The sequence below is a fragment of the Sulfitobacter aquimarinus genome (assembly GCF_040149565.1).
In the GTDB taxonomy this organism is placed as follows: domain Bacteria; phylum Pseudomonadota; class Alphaproteobacteria; order Rhodobacterales; family Rhodobacteraceae; genus Sulfitobacter; species Sulfitobacter aquimarinus.
The window spans coordinates 1-21,231 of the sequence record NZ_JBEFLO010000003.1 but is presented as its reverse complement, the minus strand read 5'-3'; the positions used below and the strand labels follow the sequence as shown (position 1 = coordinate 21,231).

The following is a 21,231-nucleotide window of genomic DNA, read 5'->3' as shown; positions in this document are numbered from 1 at the left end:
AACCTGATGACCGTCACACAGATGAAGCCGAACATGGACCATTGGCAACAAAGGGTCGATCTGGCTGCCGCTTTCCGATGGACTGTGCGGTTGAACATGCACGAGGCCGTGGCCAACCACTTTTCACTGGCTGTAAACGACAGTGGCACGCAGTTTCTGATGAACCCCAATCAGGTACATTTCAGCCGCGTCAAAGCCAGTGATCTGTTGCTGATTGACGCCGAAGACGCTTCGACGCTGGAAGGGCCTGATGCGCCTGATCCTACGGCGTGGGGCCTGCACGGCGGGATGCACAAGGCCTGCGCCCATGCGCGCTGTGTCATGCATGTACATTCTGTTTACGCCACTGTTCTGGCCTCGCTCGCCGATAGCCGCCTGCCGCCGATTGATCAAAACGCTTGTATGTTTTTCAACCGTGTTGTTGTGGACGCGGATTATGGCGGGTTGGCGTTCGAGGATGAGGGCGCGCGCTGTGCCGCGCTGATGACGGAGCCGAAACAAAAGGTCATGGTCATGGGCAACCACGGCCTGCTGGTGCTGGGCGATACCGTGGCCGAGACCTTCAACCGGATGTATTATTTCGAACGCGCTGCGCAAAACTATATCAAGGCCCTGCAAACGGGCCAGCCGCTGCGCCTGATCCCCGATGACATCGCGGAAAAGACCGCCAGCGAGATCGAGCAGTACCCGGAACAGGACATCCGCCACCTCGCCGAGCTGAAGGCGATACTAGATGCCGAGGGCAGTGACTATGCCGGATAAATGGCGGCCTTGCGCAAGTGATCTGTGACGCAGCGCTCGGAACGGTGAATACCGTCACTAGAATGCGGGTTCATCAGTGCGGCTAGCAACACAAGCGACGCGAACGATAGAATAGCAGGAAACAAACATGATTTACGGCCTCACCGAAGAACACACAATGATTGCGGATACTGTGCGCAGCTTTGTCGAGAAGGAAATCTACCCTCACGAGGAATTGGTAGAACGCACTGGCGAAGTCCCTGCTGAAATCGCGCAAGAGATCAAAGAAAAGACGATTGATCTGGGCTTTTACGCCTGCAATTTTCCCGAAAGCGTCGGATGTGCTGGTCTTAACCACGTCGAATTCGCGCTGGTTGAACGCGAGCTGGGGCGCGGGTCAATGGCGTTGAACCACTTCTTTGGACGGCCCCAAAATATCCTGATGGCCTGCGAAGGAGAACAGGTTGACCGCTACCTGTTGCCCGCCGTGCGGGGGGAGCGGATGGACGCGCTGGCGATGACAGAGCCGGGTGCAGGATCGGACGTGCGCGGCATGAAATGCACAGCTGTGCGCGATGGCGGTGACTGGGTTGTGAACGGCACAAAGCATTTTATTTCAGGCGCCGATCACGCCGATTTCATTATCGTCTTTATCGCAACCGGAGAAGATCAAACGCCGAAAGGGCCGAAAAAGCGGATTACCGCGTTTTTGGTAGACCGCGGAACCAAAGGGTTCAACATCCGTGACGGGTACAAGTCTGTCAGCCACCGTGGGTACAAAAACATGATCCTCGACTTCGATGATTGTCGCCTGCCCGATGCGCAGGTTTTGGGTGAAGTCGACGGTGGCTTTGAGGTGATGAACACCTGGCTTTATGCAACGCGCATCACCGTTGCAACCATGAGCGTCGGTCGTGCGCGGCGGGTGTTCGACTATGCCCTGAACTACGCCGCCGAGCGGGAGCAGTTTGGCCAGAAGATTGGCAAGTTTCAGGGCGTGTCGTTCCAATTGGCTGATATGGTGACCGAAATTGACGCCGCGGACCTTCTCACGCTCGCGGCGGCAGACAGGTTGGATAAATCCTTGCCTGCGAACCGCGAAATCGCCAGTGCCAAGCTCTATGCGAGCGAGATGTTGGCGCGGGTGACGGATGCCGCGATTCAGGTGTACGGCGGTATGGGGCTTATGGACGACTTCCCGCTTGAACGGTTCTGGCGGGACGCCAGAGTCGAGCGTATCTGGGACGGAACATCCGAAATTCAACGCCACATTATTAGCCGCGAGATGTTGAGAGCGTTGGGTGCATGACAGGCGTTTCGACGCGCACGCGCGCCAATAAAGAAGGGTGCCAGCCCCCATCGGCGCGATGCGCCGATTCCCCCGGAGGATTTATGCCCAGAAAAAATAGCGGAGCCCGCGATGGGCCTCCCCTTAAGGGGATAGCAAAGCTATTTCTCGCGGGCATATATGCTCTCGCCGAAGGCAAGAATCTCTTTTGGTCGGGGGGTGGATATGGCGCGTGATCTTTCGCGTTTGTTGCGCCCGCGACGGATCGCAGTGATAGGCGGAGGTGCGTGGTGCGCGCAGATCATTCACCAATGTCGCAAGATGCGGTTTTCGGGGTCGATTGAGGTGGTGCATCCGCGAGGGAGGATGGTTGCAGGCATTCAGTCCGTGGCCAGCATCGCACAGCTTGGGGCGCCGCCCGATGCCGTGTTTGTTGGCGTAAACCGACGCGCAACTGTGGATGTCATTGCGGAGCTGCGCGAGATTGGCGCGGGAGGTGCGGTTTGTTTTGCATCGGGCTTTTCCGAAGCAGCCGCCGAGGATAGCGATGGGCATGGCCTGCAGGACGCCTTGGTTGCGGCGGCGGGCAAAATGCCGGTGCTGGGGCCGAACTGTTATGGTTTTATCAACGCGCTGGACGGTGCTTTGCTTTGGCCGGATCAGCATGGGTGCGCCTCTGTCGAAACGGGGGTCGCGATCCTGACGCAGTCTTCGAATATCGCGATCAATCTTTCGATGCAGCAGCGGGGTCTGCCCGTCGCCTATGTCGTTGCCTGTGGGAACATGGCGCAGACATCGCAGGCGCAGATCGCCTATGACTTGCTAAATGATCCGCGTGTAACGGCGATTGGATTGCATATCGAAGGGTTTGGCGATCTGCATGCTTGGCAGGAATTGGCCGTGCGGGCGCATGAAAAAGGGGTTTCGTTGGTTGCGCTGAAGGTCGGTCAGTCGGATCAGGCGCAGCAGGCGGCTGTTTCCCATACGGCCTCATTATCAGGCAGTGACGCGGGCGCTGCTGCGCTTTTGGCGCGGTTGGGGATCGGGCGGGTGTTTGATCTGCCGACATTTGTCGAGACTTTGAAGTTGCTGCATATGGTCGGGCCATTGTCCGCGCCGACGCTGTCGTCGATCAGCTGCTCGGGCGGCGAGGCGAGCCTTGCGGCGGACACGGCTGTTGGTTCACCCCTGTCGTTTCCACCGCTGCAAGAGCCGCAGCGCGCTGCGTTGAGGGAGGCATTGGGCCCGATGGTCGCGTTAAGTAATCCGCTTGATTACCACACCTATGTCTGGCGCGATGTTGAGAAGATGACCGCCGCTTGGGTGCCGATGGCCGCGGATCACGTCGGTCTGACGCTGATCGTTGTGGACTACCCCCATACCGACGCTGGCGATTGGGAGTGTGCGACCGAGGCCGCATTGAATGTTCATGCACGCAGCGGGCGGCCTGTTGCGGTTGTCGCGACTTTGCCTGAACTGATGCCGCCTGATGTGGCGGCCCGATTGATGGCCGGCGGAGTCGTACCGATGAGCGGCCTGCGCGAGGCGGTTGCAGCCGCCGCTGTGGCTGCAACGCTGCAAAAGCCCGAAGCGGCTGCTGTGCTGGCTCCGGGGGCTGATCGTGATGCGGCGTTGGTGGACGAGGTTGATGCCAAGGCGCTGCTTGCAAAATCAGGTGTGCCTATCCCGCAAGGGGGCCGCGTGAACGGGCGTGATGCGCTTGTCGCTGCTGCGTCTGAATTGCGCGCCCCACTGGTTTTGAAAACCAGCGGGCTGGCCCATAAATCCGAAGCGGGTGGTGTTGCTTTGGGGCTGACGGCTGACACGGTTCTGGCTGCATCCAAGGCGATGCCTGATGGCACCTTGCTGTTGGAGGAAATGGTCCAGGGCGCTGTGGTCGAGCTGCTCTTGGGTGTGGTGCGCGACCCTGCGCACGGGTTTGTCCTTACCGTCGGGGCGGGAGGGGTCTTGGCCGAGCTATGGTGCGATACCGCGACGCTTTTGGTGCCCGCGCCGCGCGGCGCTGTTGAGGCGGCCTTGCGATCCTTGCGTATCTGGCCGCTGATCGACGGGTATCGCGGCAAGCCTGCCGCCGATCTGGACGCAATCATTGCGGCCGTTATGGCGTTGCAGGACTACGTCTTTGCCTACGCTGACCGCATCACTGAAGTAGAGATTAACCCGCTGATGTGTACGCCTGACGCGGCCATCGCCGCCGATGCGCTGCTGCGCCAATCCTGAGGAGACAATACTATGGAAACGATCAAAACCCACCGCGAAGGCGCAATTCTGCAAGTCACGCTGGACCGCCCCAAGGCCAATGCGATTGATCTGGTGACTTCGCGCCGGATGGGCGAAATCTTTGCGGCGTTCCGCGATGACCCTGATCTGCGGGTAGCGATTATTACGGGTGGCGGGGACAAGTTCTTTTGCCCCGGTTGGGATTTGAAGGCGGCGGCGGAGGGCGATGCCGTAGATGGGGACTATGGCATTGGCGGCTTTGGCGGGTTGCAGGAATTGCCAGGGTTGAACAAGCCGGTAATCGCGGCAGTGAATGGCATCTGCTGTGGTGGCGGGCTCGAACTGGCGCTGAGCGCGGATATGATCCTTGCTGCCGATCACGCGACATTCGCTTTGCCGGAAATCCGTTCTGGTACGGTTGCCGACGCGGCCAGCGTCAAGCTGCCCAAACGCATCCCCTATCACATCGCGATGGAGCTTTTGCTGACGGGCCGCTGGTTTGACGCAGCCGAGGGCAAGGGCTGGGGCCTTATCAACGAGGTAGTGCCAGCGGGTGATCTGATGGACCGCGCATGGGAGCTGGCGCGGCTGTTGGCCTCTGGTCCGCCGCTGGTTTATGCCGCAATCAAAGAGATCGTGCGCGACGCGGAAGATGCCAATTTTCAGGACGCAATGAACCGCATCACCAAACGCCAGTTGCGCAGCGTCGATGTGCTTTATGCGTCGGATGATCAGTTGGAAGGCGCACGCGCTTTTGCAGAAAAGCGTGATCCCGTTTGGAAAGGTAAATAGGGGGTTTGCCAAATGCAGGGGCGCGGGGTTAACTGGTGCGACTGTATTTTATGACGCAATAATAAGGACGCACAGCCCTCATGAATATTCTATTTGTGCATCAGAACATGCCGGGCCAATACCGCGAATTGGTGCAGTGGTTGGCCGAACAGGGCGGTCACGAGATCTACTTTCTGACCCAGCGCAAAAACCCGCCCAAGATTGAAGGCGTAAAAGAGCGTATCTATAAAACCCACCATGTACCCAAAAAGGACGCATACGGCCTGAGCAAAGTCTGGGAAGAAGCCAGCGGTGCGGGCTTTGGTGCGGTGCTGGCGGCCAAGCAGATTGAAGAAACCGAAGGCTTCAAGCCTGACATCATCGTGGGCCACGCGGGCTGGGGCGAGCTGACGTTTTTCAAACAGCTTTGGGAAGACGTGCCGATCATCGGCTTTTTTGAATACTACTACCGTCTGTTCGGCGGCCCTGTGAATTTCGATGACGAAGAACCAGTGAACGCACACACGCCGTTTTTGCTGCAGGCACGCAATGTGGTTCCGACCCTGAACATCACGACTGTTGACCGCGGCCTTAGCCCGACAAAATGGCAACGCGACTGTTTCCCACCCGAGATGCACAACAAGATTTATGTCTGCCATGACGGCATCCGCACTGATCGGCTAAAGCCGAACCGCAAGGCGATGCTGAAGCTGGGGCGGATCGATAACCCGATCCGGCACGGAGACGAGATTGTGACCTATATGGCCCGCAATCTTGAACGCATGCGTGGGTTTCACAAATTCATGCGGGCGCTGCCCGATATCCTTGCCGCACGCCCCAAGGCGCGTGTTTTGATCGTTGGCGGGAACGAAGTCTCTTATGGCGCAAAAAGCAAAAGTCCCGGTGGCCTGCGCGGCGAGATGGAGGCGGAGCTGGGCGACCGCGTCGATTGGAGCCGTGTGCATTTTCTGGGGCAGGTGCCCTATGCCGATTACCAAAAGATCATCCAGATCAGCCGCTGTCATATTTACCTGACCATGCCGTTTGTTCTGTCTTGGTCCTTGCTTGAAACGATGTCGATGGAGGCCACGATTGTCGCCTCTGATGTGGCGCCCGTGCGTGAGGCGATGACCCATGGCAAAACCGGCCTGCTGGTCGATTTTCACGATCCTGCGGCCTTGGCCAAACAGGTAATTGAAGTGCTGAAAAAGCCCAAGGACTTTGCCCACCTTGGCCCTGCGGCCCGCAAGCACGTGATAAAAGAATACGATTTCCTCACCAAATGCCTGCCAGAGCATATCGCGGAAATGAACGCGCTTCTGCCTGAAGACAAGCAGATCAAAATGCCCGAATAGGATGGGAGGGGGCCAGTGGCCCCCTTTGTCGTTGGGCGTGTTTAGTTCGACACCAGATTGATGATCCCGAAGGCAGACCCGATAAGGCCCGCAACCACGCTCACGCTTGAGACAGGGCTTTCGGTGGCCAGCACCAGATCACCCGAGTTGATGAAGAAGTTGCGTGCCGAGAACAGCCCGTCAGACGTGGTCAGGTCAATCGTAAAGACGACGCGCTGCTGGCGCGGGCCGCGCTGGCCCGAACGCAGGGCAGAGGCGGGGTATTCACGCAGGATCAATACGCCACGCGGGTTTGCGCGGGCGTCATTCACACCGCCGATAATTGCCAGCGCATCCAGCGCCGAGACCTTGTCACGGTTAAAGCTGAACTGGCTTTCCTTGCCCGTAGCCCCTAGCGACAGGAAATAGCGCCCGTCCTCTTCAACGATAATCTGATCGCCACCGCGCAGCCGTGTATCCAGTTTTGAATTGTCGAACAGGCGCGACAGCGAGGTTTTGTAGGTCTTGTGCCCGCGGACCAGTTTGACCTGCGGATTGGTCAGCGCATCGTTGACCCCGCCAGCGGCCGAAATCGCGCCAAGCACCGAGAAATCCTGATCGGGCAGCTTCACATTGCCGGGGGTGCGCACGCCGCTGACCATATCGATCGAGTTTACGCGCCCTTCGGCCATCGTCAGCTGTACCTGCGCACCGGGTGCCACGGATTCAAGCTGCCGTTGCAGCAGCTGGCGGGCGCTGTCGGGCGTGCGGTCCGCCACGCGGATCTTGCCGACATAGGGCACAAAAATAGATCCCGCAGACGACACACGCAGGTTCGACAAATCGGCGCTCCGCTCACCCGGGTTGAGCAAAAGCGAGTTTTCGGCGCTGTCCCAGATGACCACGTTCAATGTGTCCCCGGGGCGGATAATTTGCGCGGTCGAGCCGTGGCTATGGGGCAGCCAGCTGTAATGACGCTCGCCGGTGCGGGGCCATTCCTTGACGCTGGGCAAGAAGGCTTTTGTCACAGGGTAGACGGCAAAATCGGCTTCGGGTGTGTCTGCGCCTTTCACTATTTCCGCTTGGATCGCGGCGCCGCGCGGCAGTGATCCGCAAGCTGCCAAGGTCAGGCCAAGCGCGATGCATAGGATGTATTTCGTAAATTTGCCCATTGGGTAAATGCTCTTCCCTTGCCGTATTTGGCGCCTTGTTGTCGGCGTTCTGGCGTTCAATTAGTCGCTGCAAGATACTGCACGCTTTATTCAGGTCAATATATTCCGCTTGGGCCGCTGGAAAATAACCCGAACATGTTGCGCAATCCCTTTGCGGTGGTGACCATGCGCGATGCACCTTTAGGGCAGGTGGCCGCCGATGGAGGCATGCTTAACCCGTCAGGTGCGGCGGATTGGCCACAGTGCGCATGGCCCATGCAGGTTACATCGGTACACAAGCCTGAGTTACCGCTATCATGACCCCGTTGGCGCAGGGCCTGCTCTGCCGCTATCTCTTCGAAAAAGGACCAATCCCGAATGACATGGCGCAAGCGCATCTTTGATCTCTTTTTCGCTAGCTTGCTGGTCGTTATTTTGGGGCCGGTTATTTTGTTTCTTGTGATTTATATCGCGCTCAAACAGGGGCGCCCGTTGTTCTATGTGGCCGAGCGTATGAAAACGCCGGACCAGTCCTTTGGCCTGCTCAAGTTCCGCACCATGACGGTCGTTGACGACGATCAAGGGGTATCGGGCGCGCATAAGGCGTCCCGTGTGACGCCCTTGGGCCACCGTTTGCGGGCCAAACGGTTGGACGAGTTTCCGCAGCTTTGGAATATTCTGAAGGGGGATTTATCCTTTGTCGGGCCGCGCCCGCCTTTGCGGGAATATGTCGAGCAATTCCCCGAGATTTACGGTGAGGTCCTCAAGTCGCGACCCGGTGTGACGGGCCTTGCGACGATCCGCTTTCACAAACACGAAGAGCGTCTTTTGTCGCGGTGCACCACTGCCGCGCAGACCGAAGATGTCTATTGCCGCATCTGCATCCCGCGCAAAGCCAAGCTGGATCTGATCTATCAACGGCATCAAAGTACCTGCTACGATTTTGATCTGGTCTTCCAGACAATCGGCAACCTGTTTGCCCGCTCCAAACGGTGAAAGACGTCGCTTTTCCGTCGAGGTTAATCAATTGTTATGAATTTTCGCTAAACTACGCTAATGTGGCTGCTTACCGGGCTATGCGCCTTTTGATATTTCGAATTTTTGGACCAGTAGCGGATGTCGCTGGTCATATACGGGTTGGGCCATGCTGAATTGGATCAAATCGCTAAGCCAATCGCACAAGCGGGGCATCATGCTGTTGTTGGACGGCGTGTTGGTCCTGCTTGCCTTGCTGTTTGCCTTTGCCGCGCTTGATCTGCCTGGCGGTCTTTGGGAAAATATCCGCAGCTATATGTTGCTGATGCCTTACATGTTCCTGCTCGCGATGGGCATTTCAATGTGGTTTGGCATCCACCACATTCAGGTCAGCGGCTACGAGGCGGCTTCGGTCGGGCTCACGGCCCTACATGCCGTGCTGCTGGCGACTGCCTCGGTTGTTTTCTCGGACGTTGCAGGGCTTGGCTTGCCTTTGGGCGTGCATATGGTCTTTGGCGTGGTGTTCTTTTGCCTCGCTGTGGCGGCGCGGGCGGTGCTGTTGCAGCTTGTCTTGGCGGTTTATCGCCACTCGGCAGAGCGGACGCGCGTTCTGATTTACGGTGCAGGCACGACCGGTTCGCAGCTTGTGTCGGCGTTGCGGGGGCATGAATCCATTCATCCCGTGGCCTTTGTCGACGACAACCAGGGCCTGCACGGCGTGCGTGTGCAGCGGCTGCCCGTCTTTCCTGCGATCAACATTGCTGAAATCGTGGACGAGCATAAGATTGACCGCGTCCTGCTGGCCGTCCCCTCGCTGAGCCGTCCCAAACAGTCCCAGATCGCCCGCCGTTTGCAGCAGATGGGGCTGGAGGTGCAGACGCTGCCCTCCTTTGCGCAGCTGATCGGCAAGGAGGCGTTGTTGACCAAGCTCACGCCCGTCTCTGCCAAGAACTTCCTTGGCCGTGACGAGGTCGAGCGCCCGCTTGGCAATGCAAGCGCCAGTTATGAGGGTAAGGTCGTGCTGATCTCGGGCGCGGGGGGATCGATCGGGTCAGAGCTGTGCCGTCAGGTGGTTGAATGCCGCCCAGCCAAGCTGATCCTTTTTGAGTTGAGCGAGCTTGGTCTCTACAACATCGACATGGAATTGCGCAGCGCGATCGAGCAGGAGGGCCTCGAGATCGAGTTGGTGCCTGTTCTGGGGTCTGTCACCGACAGCCGTCAGGTGCGCAAATTGCTGGTGTCGCACGGGGTGCAGATCGTGCTGCATGCGGCGGCGTATAAACACGTACCGCTGGTCGAGGCGAACCCGCTCACCGGTTTGGTGAACAACGTCTTCGGAACGCAAACGCTGGCTGAACAGTCTGCAAAGGCGGGGGTTGAGCGGTTCATGCTTATCTCGTCGGACAAGGCCGTGCGCCCGACCAACGTGATGGGCGCGTCCAAGCGATTGGCCGAGCTGGTTGTGCAGGATTTGGCCAAACGGCAGGACACCACGATTTTCTCGATGGTGCGATTTGGCAATGTGTTGGGGTCATCGGGGTCGGTGGTGCCGCTGTTTCAGGAACAATTGCGCCGTGGTGGCCCGCTCACCGTGACCGACAAAGGGGTAGAGCGGTACTTTATGACGGTCCAAGAGGCCGTGCAGTTGGTGTTGCAGGCAAACGCGATCAGCCGCGGCAGCGAAGTCTTTGTGCTGGACATGGGCACGCCCGTTCCCATCCTGTCGCTAGCCCGTCAAGTGATCGAGACAGCAGGATACGTCGTGCGCGACGAGGATAATCCCGACGGCGACATCGAGATCGAGATTACCGGCCTGCGCCCCGGTGAAAAGATGTCAGAGGAATTGACCCTTTCGCATGATTTGGTGGGCACGTCCTATCCCAAGGTATTCATGGCGCAGGAAGAAGGACTATCGCAGATCGAAATTGCCTCGGCCCTGCGCAGTCTGCGGGAAGCTTTTGTCGCCAGCGATGAGGGTATGGCCCGTGATGTCGTACGCCGTTGGGTTGAGGGCTACCAAGCGCAGGTCGTCGAAAAAGCCGACGTGTCGTGAGTAAAAGCGCAGATTTGTCACGCCGTCCCGCAATTTAAGGGTGTACGGCATGGCGTTTATTGCACACCATCGCCGTGGCATGCATTATCAGCCGAAAAGACAGCTTTGAGCAGAGAGCATTTGATGATCCGATTTATTGCACAGTCAGCGCTGCGCGTGGCCCTTTTGGGGTCTGCCGCGCTGTTCCCTCTTGCGGGGGCCACCCAACAGGCGGACGGCATATTCGACGCGCCTGATCGCCCCACGCTCAACTTCTATGGCGCGCCGGGTCTGATCGACATGCCCTCGGGCGAGGCGCTGCCGGACGGGCAAATTGCGGTTGGCGTTTCGACGGGTGCCAAATCCACCCGCACCACGCTGACGTTTCAGGCGACACCACGGATTCAGGCCAGCTTTCGCTATTCGGGGATCAAGGACGCCACGTTTAGCCAGTTCGACACCTACCGCGACCGCAGCTTTGACGTCCGCTTTTTGCTGAACCGCGAAAGCCGTTATTTGCCTGCGCTGACGCTGGGTCTGCAGGATTTTGCAGGCACGGGCATCTATGCGGGTGAATTCATCGCCGCGACCAAGAACTTCTCGGGCGCGCGCATTCCGGGACGGATCAAGGCGACTGTTGGTCTGGGGTGGGGGCGGCTGGGCAGCTCTGGTGCGATTGGTTCGCCTTTTGGTGCTGAGCGTGCGTCGTTCCAGCCTGGCGACACGGGTGGGGAGCTGTCGGTAGACCAATGGTTCCGCGGCGAGGCAGCCCCCTTTGCGGGCGTCGAATGGCAGATCAACGACAAGTTCGGCGTAAAGGCTGAATACAGCTCGGACGCTTATGTGCTGGAAACGGGCAGTGACATTTTTGAACGCGAGTCGCGGTTCAACTTTGGCGCCGAATATCAGGTGACAGAGGGGTTCCGCTTGGGCGCCTATTACCTCTACGGCTCGGAATTCGGTTTGAATGCGCAGATCCAGCTTAACCCAAAACGCCCCGCAGCGCCTTTGCGCATTCCTGCACCAAAGCCGTTCTTCAACCGTCCCGATCGCCGCACGAACCCCCAAGCGTATAGCACCGATTGGGCCGCCTCCGAAGCGGAAGCAACGGTGCAGGTGCGTGATGCGCTGATCCCGCTGCTGGAAGCCGAAGGCATGACGTTGGTCGCGACCAGCACAACGGCCTCAACGACCGAAGTCAGGTTCAAGAACAACCGCTACCGTTCTACGTCGGTATCCGTGGGCCGTGTGGCCCGTGTGATGGCCGAATTGCTGCCCGACTCGGTCGAGACATTCCGCATCGTGCCTGTGGTGAATGATCTTGCGCAGTCCGCCGTGACCTTCCGCAGGTCTGATCTGGAGGCGTTGGAAGTGTCGCCAAACGCGCCCGACGCGTTATTGGCCGTCACAGGCATTGGCGATGCGTCGCCACGTTTGGCGGGTGCTGCCGTGAACGAGGCACTGTTTCCTGCGTTCAACTGGTCCATTGGTCCTTACTTCTCACGTCTGTATTTTGACGCGGACAACCCTGTGCGTATTGATGCGGGGCTAGCGCTTAGCATGTCGTACCAGCCCGCACCGGGGTGGAAAATCGCGGGCCAGATCAGGCACCGCCTGTACGGTGACATCAGTGAGTCGAACCGCGAGAACACTTCCCGTCTGCCCCCTGTGCGCACGAACAATCTGGAATACGCAGCGGGAAGCGACACGTCCATTCCGCAGCTGTATGTCAGCCGCCAGTGGAAGGCGGCCCCCGACATCTATGCCCGCGTTTCCGCAGGGTATCTGGAGCGTATGTATGGCGGCATCTCTGCCGAGGTGCTGTGGAAGCCCGCAACCAGCAGGCTCGCGCTGGGTGTTGAGGTGAACTATGTCAAACAGCGGGCCTTTGACGAGGTGCTGGGCTTTCAGGACTATAGCGTCGCGACAGGCCATGCATCAGCATATTATGCGTTCAACAACGGCTACACCGCGCAACTGGATGTGGGGCGCTATCTTGCAGGCGATGTTGGTGCCACGCTGACGCTTGAACGCGAATTCGCCAATGGCTGGCGCGTTGGCGGCTTCTTTACGCTGACGGATGTCTCCGCCGATGATTTTGGCGCGGGATCGTTCGACAAGGGGATCAAACTGACAATCCCGATGAACTGGGTATTGGGGCAGCCGGACAAACGCACGCGTTCTACCACCTTGCGGCCCTTCCTGCGGGACGGCGGCGCACGCCTGAGCGTGCCGGGTCGTCTGTATGAACAGGTCCGCAGCGGGCACCGTCAACAGCTTGTCGGGAACTGGTCAGGAGTGTGGGAATGAAGCGCATGTTAAACCGCAGCATTTACGCCGTGTTGGTCGCGGGGCTTTTGGCCGCGTGCAGCTCTGACACCAACCGTGAAACTGCATTGCCGAAGCTGGCCTTTGACGCGTTCAAAGACATTGCTGCGACGCGGCGTGCAGGTCCGCGTGAAACGATCACCTTGCCCGCGTCAGAGCTGGCCAAGGTCGAGGTCGCGCTGCTGCAGGTTAATCCTGAGGTGCGGGGCGGTTCGGACTTCTTGCAGCGTGTCGCAACGCGCAACGATTCGGCTCTTGGGCGGGTCGAAATCTGGGAATCCTCTGATCGGGCTCAGGTTTTCCTGCGAAATGGCGTTGTCGTCGGCACAAGAGGTATCGGTGGTGACATAATTGCTGCAGGTGCGAAATCGACCGTTCACGCGGTTCGAAACCGTGTCCAATCGAGCGGTATTCGCAGTTTTGTCGTCTCGGACGGTGATAATACAACTACAGATTATCAATTTCGCTGCGAGGTAGCAAATTTGGGTTCTGAAAATATAATCGTTGCAAATCAACGTCTTGCAACGGATCACTTACAAGAACGTTGCGTCGGGGGCAGCTCTGGACGGGACGAATTGCGTAACGATTTTTGGGTTCAACGGTCGACAGGCCAGGTGCGAAAATCCCGCCAATGGATGGGGCCAAGGGTGGGATATTTCGAGATCAAACTGCTGAAAAATTAGGCAATCATGCAACAGTTGGCAAGACTCCGCTAATATTGTATCTATCCCTCCAGATATAATGTTGTGATGATTTTCCAATTCAGCTATCTCAATTTCAAACGGGCCGTGAAAAGCCTCCTCAATTACTTAAAACAGGATGACAAAAATGTTTAAGACACTTTCCGTAGCAACCGTGGTTTCTTTGATGGCCTCTGCTTCTTTCGCCGGTTCTTTGAACACAACATACGAAGCCGAGCCTCAGAAAAAAGCCGCCTACGTTCCAGCAGGTTCCGGCATCGGCGCACCAGCAATCATCGGCGCGGCCGTTGCAGTTGTTGCAGTTGGCGCATTGATCGCAAAAGACGACGATGATGAGTCGGTTTCCGACCACCCAACAGACGCAGACTAAACCCTGCCTCTACCCAAGAATTCGCGGCCTCTCCTTCGGGAGGGGCCGTTTTCGATTCTGACGTATGAAATCTATATCTTCGGTGGGCCAGTATGATGGACAAGCGGCTTTTGTCATTCGGACATGGTTACAGTGCGCGCGCACTGGCGGCGCGGCTGGTTCCAGAGGGGTGGCACATTGTCGGGACCACCCGCAGCGCCGATAAGATGGACGCAATCGCAGCCACGGGCGTGGAGCCCGTATTGTGGCCGGGTACGGATATGGCAGCGCTGGTCGCCGAGTTCCCGAACATCCTGATCTCGGCAGGGCCGAATGCAGATGGCGATCCTGTATTGGCCGCCTTGGCTGATACCTTTGCGGAGAATGCTGCGGCCAAACGCTGGGTTGGGTACCTGTCGACAACCGGTGTCTACGGCGACCATCAGGGCGGTTGGGTCGATGAACAGACCCCGCTGAAGCCCAGCACGAAGCGCGGCGCCGCACGCGTGCAAGCCGAGGCCGCATGGCGCGCCATTCCCGATCTACCGCTGCACATCTTCCGGCTCGCCGGTATCTATGGTCCCGAACGCGGACCGTTTGCCAAGGTGCGGGGCGGAACAGCGCGGCGGATCATCAAGGAGAATCAGGTGTTCAGCCGCATCCACGTCGAGGACATCGCGCTGGGGCTTGAACTGTCGCTTGCCGCGCCAAGCGCGGGCGAGATTTATAACATGTGCGATGACGACCCCGCTCCGCCGCAGGACGTCATCGGCCACGCGGCTGAACTGCTGGGCCTGCCCATCCCGCCCGCCATCCCGATTGACGAGGCAGAGATGACCCCCATGGCCCGTAGCTTTTACGCCGAAAGCAAACGCGTGCGGAACGACCATATCAAAGCCGCATTGGGCTGGACGCCGATCTATCCCGACTACCGCAGCGGCCTTGCTGCGATGCTGGCGCAAATCGCCTAGGACAGCAGCATCTTTTATCTGATGTAAGTCTTATGCGGGTTTAACTCCGCGTGCTTCTTGTCGTCGCGCTGCGGCCACGCCATATACCCTCCAACCAGAGCGGAGCGATCATGACATTCTCTCAGAAACTAGCGACATTTATGGAGTCGTCCCGCGTGCGTAATGCCGTGCTGGCCGTGATCCTGTTCAATGCGGTCATCTTGGGGTTGGAGACGTCAAAACCGATTATGGAGCGGGCAGGCGGCCTGATCACATTGCTGGACAAGCTGTGTCTGGCGGTCTTCGTGGCAGAGCTGTTGGCCAAGCTGATCGCCCACCGCGGCCGCTTTTTCCGCGATGGCTGGAACATCTTTGATTTCGTTATTGTCGGTATCTCGCTGGTGCCCGCTGCGCAGGGGTTCTCGGCGCTGCGTGCGCTGCGGATTCTGCGGGTGTTGCGGATTGTGTCGGTTGCACCAAACCTGCGCCGCGTGGTTGAAGGGTTTGTTACCGCCCTTCCTGGCATGGCCTCGGTGTTCCTCCTGATGGCGCTGATCTTTTATATCGCGGCTGTCATGGCGACCAAATTGTTCGGCGATTCCTTTGCCGAATGGTTCGGCACGCTTGGCAGTTCCGGCTATTCCCTGTTCCAGATCATGACGCTTGAGAGCTGGTCGATGGGAATCGTGCGCCCTGTGATGGAGGTCTATCCGCTGGCGTGGATGTTCTTTGTGCCCTTCATCATGGTCACAACCTTCGCGGTTGTGAACCTGTTGGTAGGTTTGATCGTGAATTCGATGCAGGACGCGCACCAAGAGGAATCAGTCGCCAGTACCGATGCCTACCGTGCCGACATCCAAACCAAGCTGGAGCAGCTTGAGATCAAGATAGATCAGCTGATCGCCGCGCAAAAAGACTAGGCTGTCTGCGCGCCGATCTGGGCGATGCCCAGCGTGTCCAGAACCTTTGCCTCAATATGCTCGGCATTCATGCCTGCCACGGCGTACATGCCTTCGGGGCTGGCCTGATCAATGAAAATATCAGGCAGCACCATCGAGCGGTATTTGAGCCCGTCATCAAACACGCCCTCATCCGCCAGCAACTGTGCCACATGGCTGCCAAAGCCGCCTACGGCGCCCTCTTCCACAGTGATCAGTGCCTCGTGGTCGCGGGCGAGTTCCAGGATCATCCCGCGGTCCAGCGGCTTGGCGAAACGGGCGTCAGCGATGGTGGGGGTGATGCCCTTGGCGGCAAGCGCCTCGGCGGCTTTTTCGACCTCTTCCAGCCGTGTCCCAAACGACAGGATCGCCACGCGGCTGCCTTTTGCAATCATGCGGCCCTTGCCGATTTCCAGCGGTACGCCGACCTCGGGCATCTCGACCCCGCGCCCTTCGCCCCGCGGGAAGCGGAACGCGATCGGCCCGTCATCATGTGCCGCCGCCGTGGCGACCATGTGCTTCAGCTCGGCCTCATCCGCCGCCGCCATCACGACAAAGCCGGGAAGGTTAGACAGATAGCCAATGTCGAAGGACCCCGCATGTGTAGCCCCGTCAGCACCGACCAGCCCGGCACGGTCGATCGCAAACCGTACGGGCAACCGTTGGATCGCCACGTCATGCACGACCTGATCATAGCCGCGCTGCAGGAAGGTCGAATACATCGCGCAAAATGGCTTCATCCCGCCCGCAGCCAGCGCCGCAGAGAATGTCACGCCATGCTGCTCGGCGATGCCCACATCGAAACAGCGCGAGGGGTGGCGTTCCAGAAACTTGTTCAATCCCGTGCCATCGGGCATCGCGGCGGTCACCGCGCAAATCTTGTCGTCCTCTGCCGCCAGTTGCAGCAAGCTTTCGGCAAAGACCGAAGTATAGCTGGGCGCGTTGCTGGGCGTTTTCTTCTGCTCGCCTGTGATGACGTTAAACTTGCCCGTGGCGTGCCCCTTGTCGCGTGCTGCCTCGGCAGGGCCATAGCCTTTGCCCTTTTTCGTCATCACATGAATCAGGATCGGCCCAGTTGCCCGCGCCTTCACCGTGCGCAGCACGGGCAACAACTGGTCCATGTCATGCCCGTCAATCGGCCCCAGATACGAGAACCCCAACTGCTCGAACAAGGTGCCGCCAACAGTGATCCCTTTGAGCATTTCTTTGGCGCGCTTGGCTCCTTCACGGAACGGATAGGGCAGTAGGCTCACCGCGCCCTTGGCCGCTGATTTCAACTCCTGAAACGGCTCTTCGGCGTAGAGACGGCTCAGGTACGCAGACATCGCGCCCACAGGCGGTGCGATGCTCATCTCGTTGTCGTTCAGGATTACGATCATGCGTTTTTTCAGATGGCCCGCGTTATTCATCGCCTCATAAGCCATGCCTGCAGACATCGACCCGTCGCCAATCACGGCAATCGCATCGCCCAGTCCCTCGGGCACCACGCCGCCCAGATCCCGCGCCACGGCAAAGCCAAGTGCGGCCGAGATCGAAGTCGAACTGTGCGCGGCCCCGAAAGGGTCATAAGCGCTCTCGACCCGCTTGGTGAACCCGCTCAGCCCGTTCTCCATCCGCAAGGTGCGGATACGGTCGCGCCGCTCTGTCAGGATTTTGTGGGGATAGCATTGGTGGCCCACGTCCCAGATGATCTTGTCGCGCGGGGTGTCGAACACCGCATGCAGCGCCACAGTCAGCTCGACCACGCCAAGGCCCGCCCCCAGATGCCCGCCCGTGACAGACACAGCCGAGATCGTCTCGGCCCGCACTTCGCTGGCAAGCTGCGTCAGCTCACGGTCCGACAGCCCCTTCATATCCGCAGGGCGGACGATCCGGTCCAGCAATGGCGTTTTTGGCGTCTCGGTCATGTCTTTGTCCCTAACTTTTCCGCGCAATCACAAATCGGGCTGCCTCGCGCAAGGTATCGGCCTCGGCCCCGTAGCCGTGCAACACATCACAGGCCGAGGTCACCAGCTCTTGCGCCTCGCGCTTGGCACCATCAAGACCCAGCAGTGACACGAATGTGGCTTTGCCCGCATCCGCGTCTTTGCCAACCGCTTTGCCCACTGTGGCGGCATCGCCCTCAACGTCCAGAATATCGTCGGCAATCTGGAAGGCGAGCCCAAGATCACGCGCATATTGTCCCAGCGCGCTTGTGTCGTCCTGCGCCATCCGCGCGCCAGCAGTCGCGGCCCATTCAATCAACGCACCGGTCTTGCCCGCCTGCAACGTCTTGGTCTGCTCCAGCGTTAGCGGCACATCCGCGGTCTCGGCGGCGATATCAAGCGCCTGCCCCCCGACCATACCTCGAATACCCGAAGCCTGCGCCAATGTGCTGATCAATGACAACCGTGCGGCATCGGCGCATTGGGTTTGCGCCACCAATTCAAACGCAAGTGTTTGCAACGCATCGCCCGCCAAAACGGCCGTCGCCTCATCCCACTTGCGGTGGACCGTCGGCTGCCCGCGCCGCAGATCATCGTCGTCCATGCAGGGCAGGTCATCATGCACCAGCGAATAGGCATGCAGCGCCTCGATCGCTCCTGCGGCAGGTGCAGCCGCGTCCACATCCACACCGTGCAACCGCGCCGTCTCCAATACCAAAAACGCGCGCAGGCCCTTGCCGCCTTGGGTGGCGTAGATCATCGCATCACGAATAGGCCCGCAGGTCCCCTCCAGTGCCTGCGCTATCTGCGCCGCCGCCAAAGTGCCCGCAGCCCCCAAAGCCTGCTGAAACTGGCCCACGTCTACATCCCTTCGACAGGCTTCAACCCCGCAGGATTGCCGTCCCCGTCCAAGGTGATTGCCGCCACCTTCTCCTCGGCTTCCTTCAGCTTGGCCTCGCACCGCGCCTTCAACAACGCCCCGCGCTCATACAACACGATGCTTTCGTCCAGCGCCACATCGCCCCGTTCCAGTTGCCCCAAAACCGTCTCCAGCTCGGCCATCGCCGCTTCAAAGCTCATCTCGTCAACAGGTGTATCGCTCATAGCATTCTCTCTCATTCTGCACGCGCCAATTCATAAGCCCACGCCCCCCCAAAGACCACCGGACCCTGCCTATTTTTTCTGGCCATAAATCCTCCGGGGGAATTAGCCCTCGGGCCGCGGGGTCTGGCCCCCATCCGCCCCTTCAATCAGGCGCCAACATATATCCTGCACCGCGCACCGTCTGCAAATAGCGCGGCTGCTTGGGGTCCGCTTCGATCTTGCGCCGCAGCCGAGTGATCTGCACGTCCACGGCCCGCTCTTGCGCTTGGCCCCGATCGCGACCCAACTCTTCCACCAGATTGGACCTGCTCAACGCCTCACCGGGTTTTGCCGAGAATATCTTCATCAGCTGCACTTCGGTAGCGGTCAGCCGCACCAGCTCCTCGCCATGCCACATCTCGCCGCGCTCTATGTCGTACTTGATCGGCCCCAAAGACAGCACTTTGGGACTGGTGTCTTCGGGCTGCGCCTCCGGCATCCGCCGCAAAATCGCGTTGATCCGCAACAACAGTTCCTTGGGCTCGAACGGTTTGGCAAGGTAGTCGTCCGCCCCCGCCTCAAGCCCTTCAATCCGGTTGTCCGTCTCGCCCTTGGCCGTGAGCAACAGGATCGGGGTGGTCATCGTCTCGCGCAGCGCACGGGTCAGGCTCAGGCCGTCCTCGCCGGGCATCATCACGTCAAAGATCATCATGTCGAATTCCAGCCCTGACAGAATCCGACGCGCATGCGCTGCGTCGCGGGCCGAAGTGACCAAGAACCCCTGCCGCATCAGGAATTTCTGCAACAACGTGCGGATACGCTCGTCATCATCGACGATCAGCAGATGTGCGTCGGGGGCATTCATGGGCTTGTATCCTTCAACCGGCCGTAGTTTGTGCGCATCTCACCATCCATCATTGCCTCCAGCACAGTGCGAAAGCCCGCCACCGCTTCGGGCCCTGCGGCACGGTACGCTGCCCGCATCCGCGCACGTTGCGCGTTTGACAGGGTCTGCTCCAGCTCTTTGCCTTTGTCGGTCAGGTTCAGATGCCGCTCCCGCTTGTCCTGCCTGCCGACCGCACTTTCGACCAGACCATCTGCGATCAATGTCCGCAATACACGGTTCAGCGATTGCTTGGTCACGCCCAGAATATTCAACAAGTTATTTACGGTTGTCCCCGGTGCGCGTCCGATAAAGTGCAGTGCGCGGTGATGCGCACGTCCATACGCCATTTCCGACAGGATGCGGTCAGGATCGGCCGTAAACCCGCGATAGGCAAAGAACATCGCCTCGATGCCCTGCCGCAGCTGCTCATCCGTGAGAAACAGCAGCGCCTCGCCGCTGTGCGGTGGATGTGGTCGCCGGTCCATAGGGGTCTCCGCTCAGGGGGGGGGGCTTGTGTGGCGCAGTTTATGTCAGCCTTATTGACACTCCAACCCCGAAAGGATACCTCAAACGAGGTTTTGCGTAACTATATTACGCGATTTTGCAATGCTGCGCAACTTTAAGAAATTCAGACGCGCTCTGGGAAGGAAATTTTATGGCTGGTGGATATGATGATCGGGATGGGCACATCTGGATGGATGGCAAAATGATCCCGTGGCGGGACGCAAACGTGCATATTTTGACCCACGCCATGCACTATGCCTCCTCTGTGTTCGAGGGCGAGCGTGCCTACAACGGCAAGATTTTCAAAAGCCGCGAGCATTCCGAGCGTTTGAAGCGGTCGGCAGAGATGATCGACTTTGAAATCCCTTATTCCATCGACGAGCTTGAGGCCGCCAAGGCCGAAGTACTGGCCGCTTCCGGATTGCAGGACGCCTATGTGCGGGCAATTGCATGGCGCGGTGCGGGCGAAGATATGGGCGTTGCGTCCCAGAAGAACCCTGTCCGTGTGGCCATAGCCGCGTGGGAATGGGGCGCCTATTATGGCGATGCCAAGATGAAGGGCGCCAAGCTCGACATTTCCAAATGGAAACGCCCCTCGCCTGAAACAATCCCGTGCCATGCCAAGGCGGCGGGTCTTTATATGATCTGTACCATGTCCAAACACGCGGCCGAGGCGAACGGCTGTTCGGATGCGATGATGTTTGATCACCGTGGATACGTCGCCGAGGCGACAGGCGCGAACATCTTCTTTGTTAAGAACGGCGAAGTACACACGCCCGACCCAGATTGCTTTCTGAACGGGATCACCCGTCAGACAGTCATCGGCATGCTCAAGGATCGCGGCATCACAGTTCACGAGCGTCACATCATGCCCGAAGAGCTGGAAGGGTTCGAGCAATGCTGGCTGACCGGCACCGCCGCCGAAGTCACGCCCGTAGGTCAGATCGGCGACTACACCTTCGAGGTCGGCGCGCTGACCCGTGACATTGCCGAAAGCTATGAAAAGCTTGTGCGCGAATAAGCACTACATGAGC

19 protein-coding genes are annotated in these 21,231 nt (G+C 59.0%); 13 read left to right on the top strand and 6 right to left on the bottom strand.

What is annotated here, in order from left to right; genetic code table 11:
* Positions 1 to 6 precede the first annotated feature (6 nt).
* The 5 genes from ABMC88_RS07120 to ABMC88_RS07100 all read left to right on the top strand — a co-directional run bounded on the left by ABMC88_RS07120 (position 7) and on the right by ABMC88_RS07100 (position 6,396).
* Entirely contained in the window at positions 7 to 762 is a 756-nt protein-coding gene (locus ABMC88_RS07120; protein ID WP_349576166.1) for a class II aldolase and adducin N-terminal domain-containing protein, read from the top strand.
* A gap of 127 nt (positions 763 to 889) precedes the next feature.
* Complete coding sequence (locus ABMC88_RS07115; RefSeq protein WP_349576165.1) at positions 890 to 2,050, top strand: acyl-CoA dehydrogenase family protein; 1,161 nt, start codon at positions 890 to 892, stop codon at positions 2,048 to 2,050.
* A 204-nt stretch (positions 2,051 to 2,254) separates the two neighbouring features.
* Entirely contained in the window at positions 2,255 to 4,270 is a 2,016-nt protein-coding gene (locus ABMC88_RS07110; RefSeq protein WP_349576164.1) for an acetate--CoA ligase family protein, read from the top strand.
* Positions 4,271 to 4,282: 12 nt separating this feature from the next.
* Positions 4,283 to 5,062 (top strand): carnitinyl-CoA dehydratase, encoded by a 780-nt coding sequence (locus ABMC88_RS07105; RefSeq protein ID WP_349576163.1) that lies wholly within the window; start codon positions 4,283 to 4,285, stop codon positions 5,060 to 5,062.
* 80 nt (positions 5,063 to 5,142) lie between these two features.
* Positions 5,143 to 6,396 (top strand): glycosyltransferase family 4 protein, encoded by a 1,254-nt coding sequence (locus ABMC88_RS07100; protein WP_349576162.1) that lies wholly within the window; start codon positions 5,143 to 5,145, stop codon positions 6,394 to 6,396.
* A gap of 41 nt (positions 6,397 to 6,437) precedes the next feature.
* On the opposite strand, the gene ABMC88_RS07095 is transcribed toward ABMC88_RS07100, so the two are convergent.
* Positions 6,438 to 7,547, bottom strand: a complete 1,110-nt coding sequence (locus ABMC88_RS07095; protein ID WP_349576161.1) for a polysaccharide biosynthesis/export family protein — start codon at positions 7,545 to 7,547, stop codon at positions 6,438 to 6,440.
* Between the two features lie 357 nt (positions 7,548 to 7,904).
* Between ABMC88_RS07095 and ABMC88_RS07090 the strand changes: the two genes are divergently transcribed.
* The 7 genes from ABMC88_RS07090 to ABMC88_RS07060 all read left to right on the top strand — a co-directional run bounded on the left by ABMC88_RS07090 (position 7,905) and on the right by ABMC88_RS07060 (position 15,781).
* Positions 7,905 to 8,522 carry a sugar transferase gene (locus tag ABMC88_RS07090; protein ID WP_349576160.1) on the top strand — a complete coding sequence of 206 codons (618 nt, stop codon included), beginning with the start codon at positions 7,905 to 7,907 and terminating at the stop codon, positions 8,520 to 8,522.
* A 148-nt stretch (positions 8,523 to 8,670) separates the two neighbouring features.
* On the top strand, positions 8,671 to 10,554 hold the full coding sequence (locus ABMC88_RS07085) for a polysaccharide biosynthesis protein (protein WP_349576159.1): 1,884 nt from the start codon (positions 8,671 to 8,673) through the stop codon (positions 10,552 to 10,554).
* A 123-nt stretch (positions 10,555 to 10,677) separates the two neighbouring features.
* Positions 10,678 to 12,843, top strand: a complete 2,166-nt coding sequence (locus ABMC88_RS07080) for a YjbH domain-containing protein (protein ID WP_349576158.1) — start codon at positions 10,678 to 10,680, stop codon at positions 12,841 to 12,843.
* Positions 12,840 to 13,544: a YjbF family lipoprotein gene (locus tag ABMC88_RS07075; protein ID WP_349576157.1), complete on the top strand. Its 705-nt coding sequence runs from the start codon at positions 12,840 to 12,842 to the stop codon at positions 13,542 to 13,544. The genes ABMC88_RS07080 and ABMC88_RS07075 overlap by 4 nt, the downstream gene beginning before the upstream one ends.
* A gap of 145 nt (positions 13,545 to 13,689) precedes the next feature.
* Complete coding sequence (locus ABMC88_RS07070; protein WP_349576156.1) at positions 13,690 to 13,932, top strand: hypothetical protein; 243 nt, start codon at positions 13,690 to 13,692, stop codon at positions 13,930 to 13,932.
* A gap of 95 nt (positions 13,933 to 14,027) precedes the next feature.
* Positions 14,028 to 14,882 carry an SDR family oxidoreductase gene (locus ABMC88_RS07065; protein WP_349576613.1) on the top strand — a complete coding sequence of 285 codons (855 nt, stop codon included), beginning with the start codon at positions 14,028 to 14,030 and terminating at the stop codon, positions 14,880 to 14,882.
* A 110-nt stretch (positions 14,883 to 14,992) separates the two neighbouring features.
* Positions 14,993 to 15,781 (top strand): ion transporter, encoded by a 789-nt coding sequence (locus ABMC88_RS07060; RefSeq protein ID WP_349576155.1) that lies wholly within the window; start codon positions 14,993 to 14,995, stop codon positions 15,779 to 15,781.
* Here the strand turns inward: ABMC88_RS07060 and dxs are convergent.
* The 5 genes from dxs to ABMC88_RS07035 form a co-directional block, all read right to left on the bottom strand.
* Positions 15,778 to 17,706 (bottom strand): 1-deoxy-D-xylulose-5-phosphate synthase, encoded by a 1,929-nt coding sequence (dxs, locus tag ABMC88_RS07055; RefSeq protein ID WP_349576154.1) that lies wholly within the window; start codon positions 17,704 to 17,706, stop codon positions 15,778 to 15,780. The two genes, ABMC88_RS07060 and dxs, sit on opposite strands and share 4 nt — an antisense overlap.
* A gap of 10 nt (positions 17,707 to 17,716) precedes the next feature.
* Positions 17,717 to 18,583: a polyprenyl synthetase family protein gene (locus tag ABMC88_RS07050; RefSeq protein ID WP_439655584.1), complete on the bottom strand. Its 867-nt coding sequence runs from the start codon at positions 18,581 to 18,583 to the stop codon at positions 17,717 to 17,719.
* A gap of 2 nt (positions 18,584 to 18,585) precedes the next feature.
* Positions 18,586 to 18,828 carry an exodeoxyribonuclease VII small subunit gene (locus ABMC88_RS07045; protein WP_349576153.1) on the bottom strand — a complete coding sequence of 81 codons (243 nt, stop codon included), beginning with the start codon at positions 18,826 to 18,828 and terminating at the stop codon, positions 18,586 to 18,588.
* A 142-nt stretch (positions 18,829 to 18,970) separates the two neighbouring features.
* Positions 18,971 to 19,672, bottom strand: coding sequence for a response regulator (locus tag ABMC88_RS07040; RefSeq protein ID WP_349576152.1), 702 nt, complete (start codon positions 19,670 to 19,672; stop codon positions 18,971 to 18,973).
* Positions 19,669 to 20,178, bottom strand: a complete 510-nt coding sequence (locus ABMC88_RS07035) for a MarR family winged helix-turn-helix transcriptional regulator (protein ID WP_349576151.1) — start codon at positions 20,176 to 20,178, stop codon at positions 19,669 to 19,671. Before ABMC88_RS07035 ends, ABMC88_RS07040 begins: the two co-directional genes overlap by 4 nt.
* Before the next feature lie 170 nt (positions 20,179 to 20,348).
* On the opposite strand from ABMC88_RS07035, the gene ABMC88_RS07030 reads away from it, so the two are divergent.
* Positions 20,349 to 21,218 carry a branched-chain amino acid aminotransferase gene (locus ABMC88_RS07030; protein ID WP_349576150.1) on the top strand — a complete coding sequence of 290 codons (870 nt, stop codon included), beginning with the start codon at positions 20,349 to 20,351 and terminating at the stop codon, positions 21,216 to 21,218.
* Positions 21,219 to 21,231: the final 13 nt, after the last annotated feature.

What these genes read in the sequence shown, in the direction of transcription:
- ABMC88_RS07120 (WP_349576166.1), top strand. Translation starts at nt 7, where the DNA reads ATGACCGTCACACAGATGAAGCCGAACATGGACCATTGGCAACAAAGG.
- ABMC88_RS07115 (WP_349576165.1), top strand. Translation starts at nt 890, where the DNA reads ATGATTTACGGCCTCACCGAAGAACACACAATGATTGCGGATACTGTG.
- ABMC88_RS07110 (WP_349576164.1), top strand. Translation starts at nt 2,255, where the DNA reads ATGGCGCGTGATCTTTCGCGTTTGTTGCGCCCGCGACGGATCGCAGTG.
- ABMC88_RS07105 (WP_349576163.1), top strand. Translation starts at nt 4,283, where the DNA reads ATGGAAACGATCAAAACCCACCGCGAAGGCGCAATTCTGCAAGTCACG.
- ABMC88_RS07100 (WP_349576162.1), top strand. Translation starts at nt 5,143, where the DNA reads ATGAATATTCTATTTGTGCATCAGAACATGCCGGGCCAATACCGCGAA.
- ABMC88_RS07095 (WP_349576161.1), bottom strand. Translation starts at nt 7,547, where the DNA reads ATGGGCAAATTTACGAAATACATCCTATGCATCGCGCTTGGCCTGACC.
- ABMC88_RS07090 (WP_349576160.1), top strand. Translation starts at nt 7,905, where the DNA reads ATGACATGGCGCAAGCGCATCTTTGATCTCTTTTTCGCTAGCTTGCTG.
- ABMC88_RS07085 (WP_349576159.1), top strand. Translation starts at nt 8,671, where the DNA reads ATGCTGAATTGGATCAAATCGCTAAGCCAATCGCACAAGCGGGGCATC.
- ABMC88_RS07080 (WP_349576158.1), top strand. Translation starts at nt 10,678, where the DNA reads ATGATCCGATTTATTGCACAGTCAGCGCTGCGCGTGGCCCTTTTGGGG.
- ABMC88_RS07075 (WP_349576157.1), top strand. Translation starts at nt 12,840, where the DNA reads ATGAAGCGCATGTTAAACCGCAGCATTTACGCCGTGTTGGTCGCGGGG.
- ABMC88_RS07070 (WP_349576156.1), top strand. Translation starts at nt 13,690, where the DNA reads ATGTTTAAGACACTTTCCGTAGCAACCGTGGTTTCTTTGATGGCCTCT.
- ABMC88_RS07065 (WP_349576613.1), top strand. Translation starts at nt 14,028, where the DNA reads ATGGACAAGCGGCTTTTGTCATTCGGACATGGTTACAGTGCGCGCGCA.
- ABMC88_RS07060 (WP_349576155.1), top strand. Translation starts at nt 14,993, where the DNA reads ATGACATTCTCTCAGAAACTAGCGACATTTATGGAGTCGTCCCGCGTG.
- dxs (WP_349576154.1), bottom strand. Translation starts at nt 17,706, where the DNA reads ATGACCGAGACGCCAAAAACGCCATTGCTGGACCGGATCGTCCGCCCT.
- ABMC88_RS07045 (WP_349576153.1), bottom strand. Translation starts at nt 18,828, where the DNA reads ATGAGCGATACACCTGTTGACGAGATGAGCTTTGAAGCGGCGATGGCC.
- ABMC88_RS07040 (WP_349576152.1), bottom strand. Translation starts at nt 19,672, where the DNA reads ATGAATGCCCCCGACGCACATCTGCTGATCGTCGATGATGACGAGCGT.
- ABMC88_RS07035 (WP_349576151.1), bottom strand. Translation starts at nt 20,178, where the DNA reads ATGGACCGGCGACCACATCCACCGCACAGCGGCGAGGCGCTGCTGTTT.
- ABMC88_RS07030 (WP_349576150.1), top strand. Translation starts at nt 20,349, where the DNA reads ATGGCTGGTGGATATGATGATCGGGATGGGCACATCTGGATGGATGGC.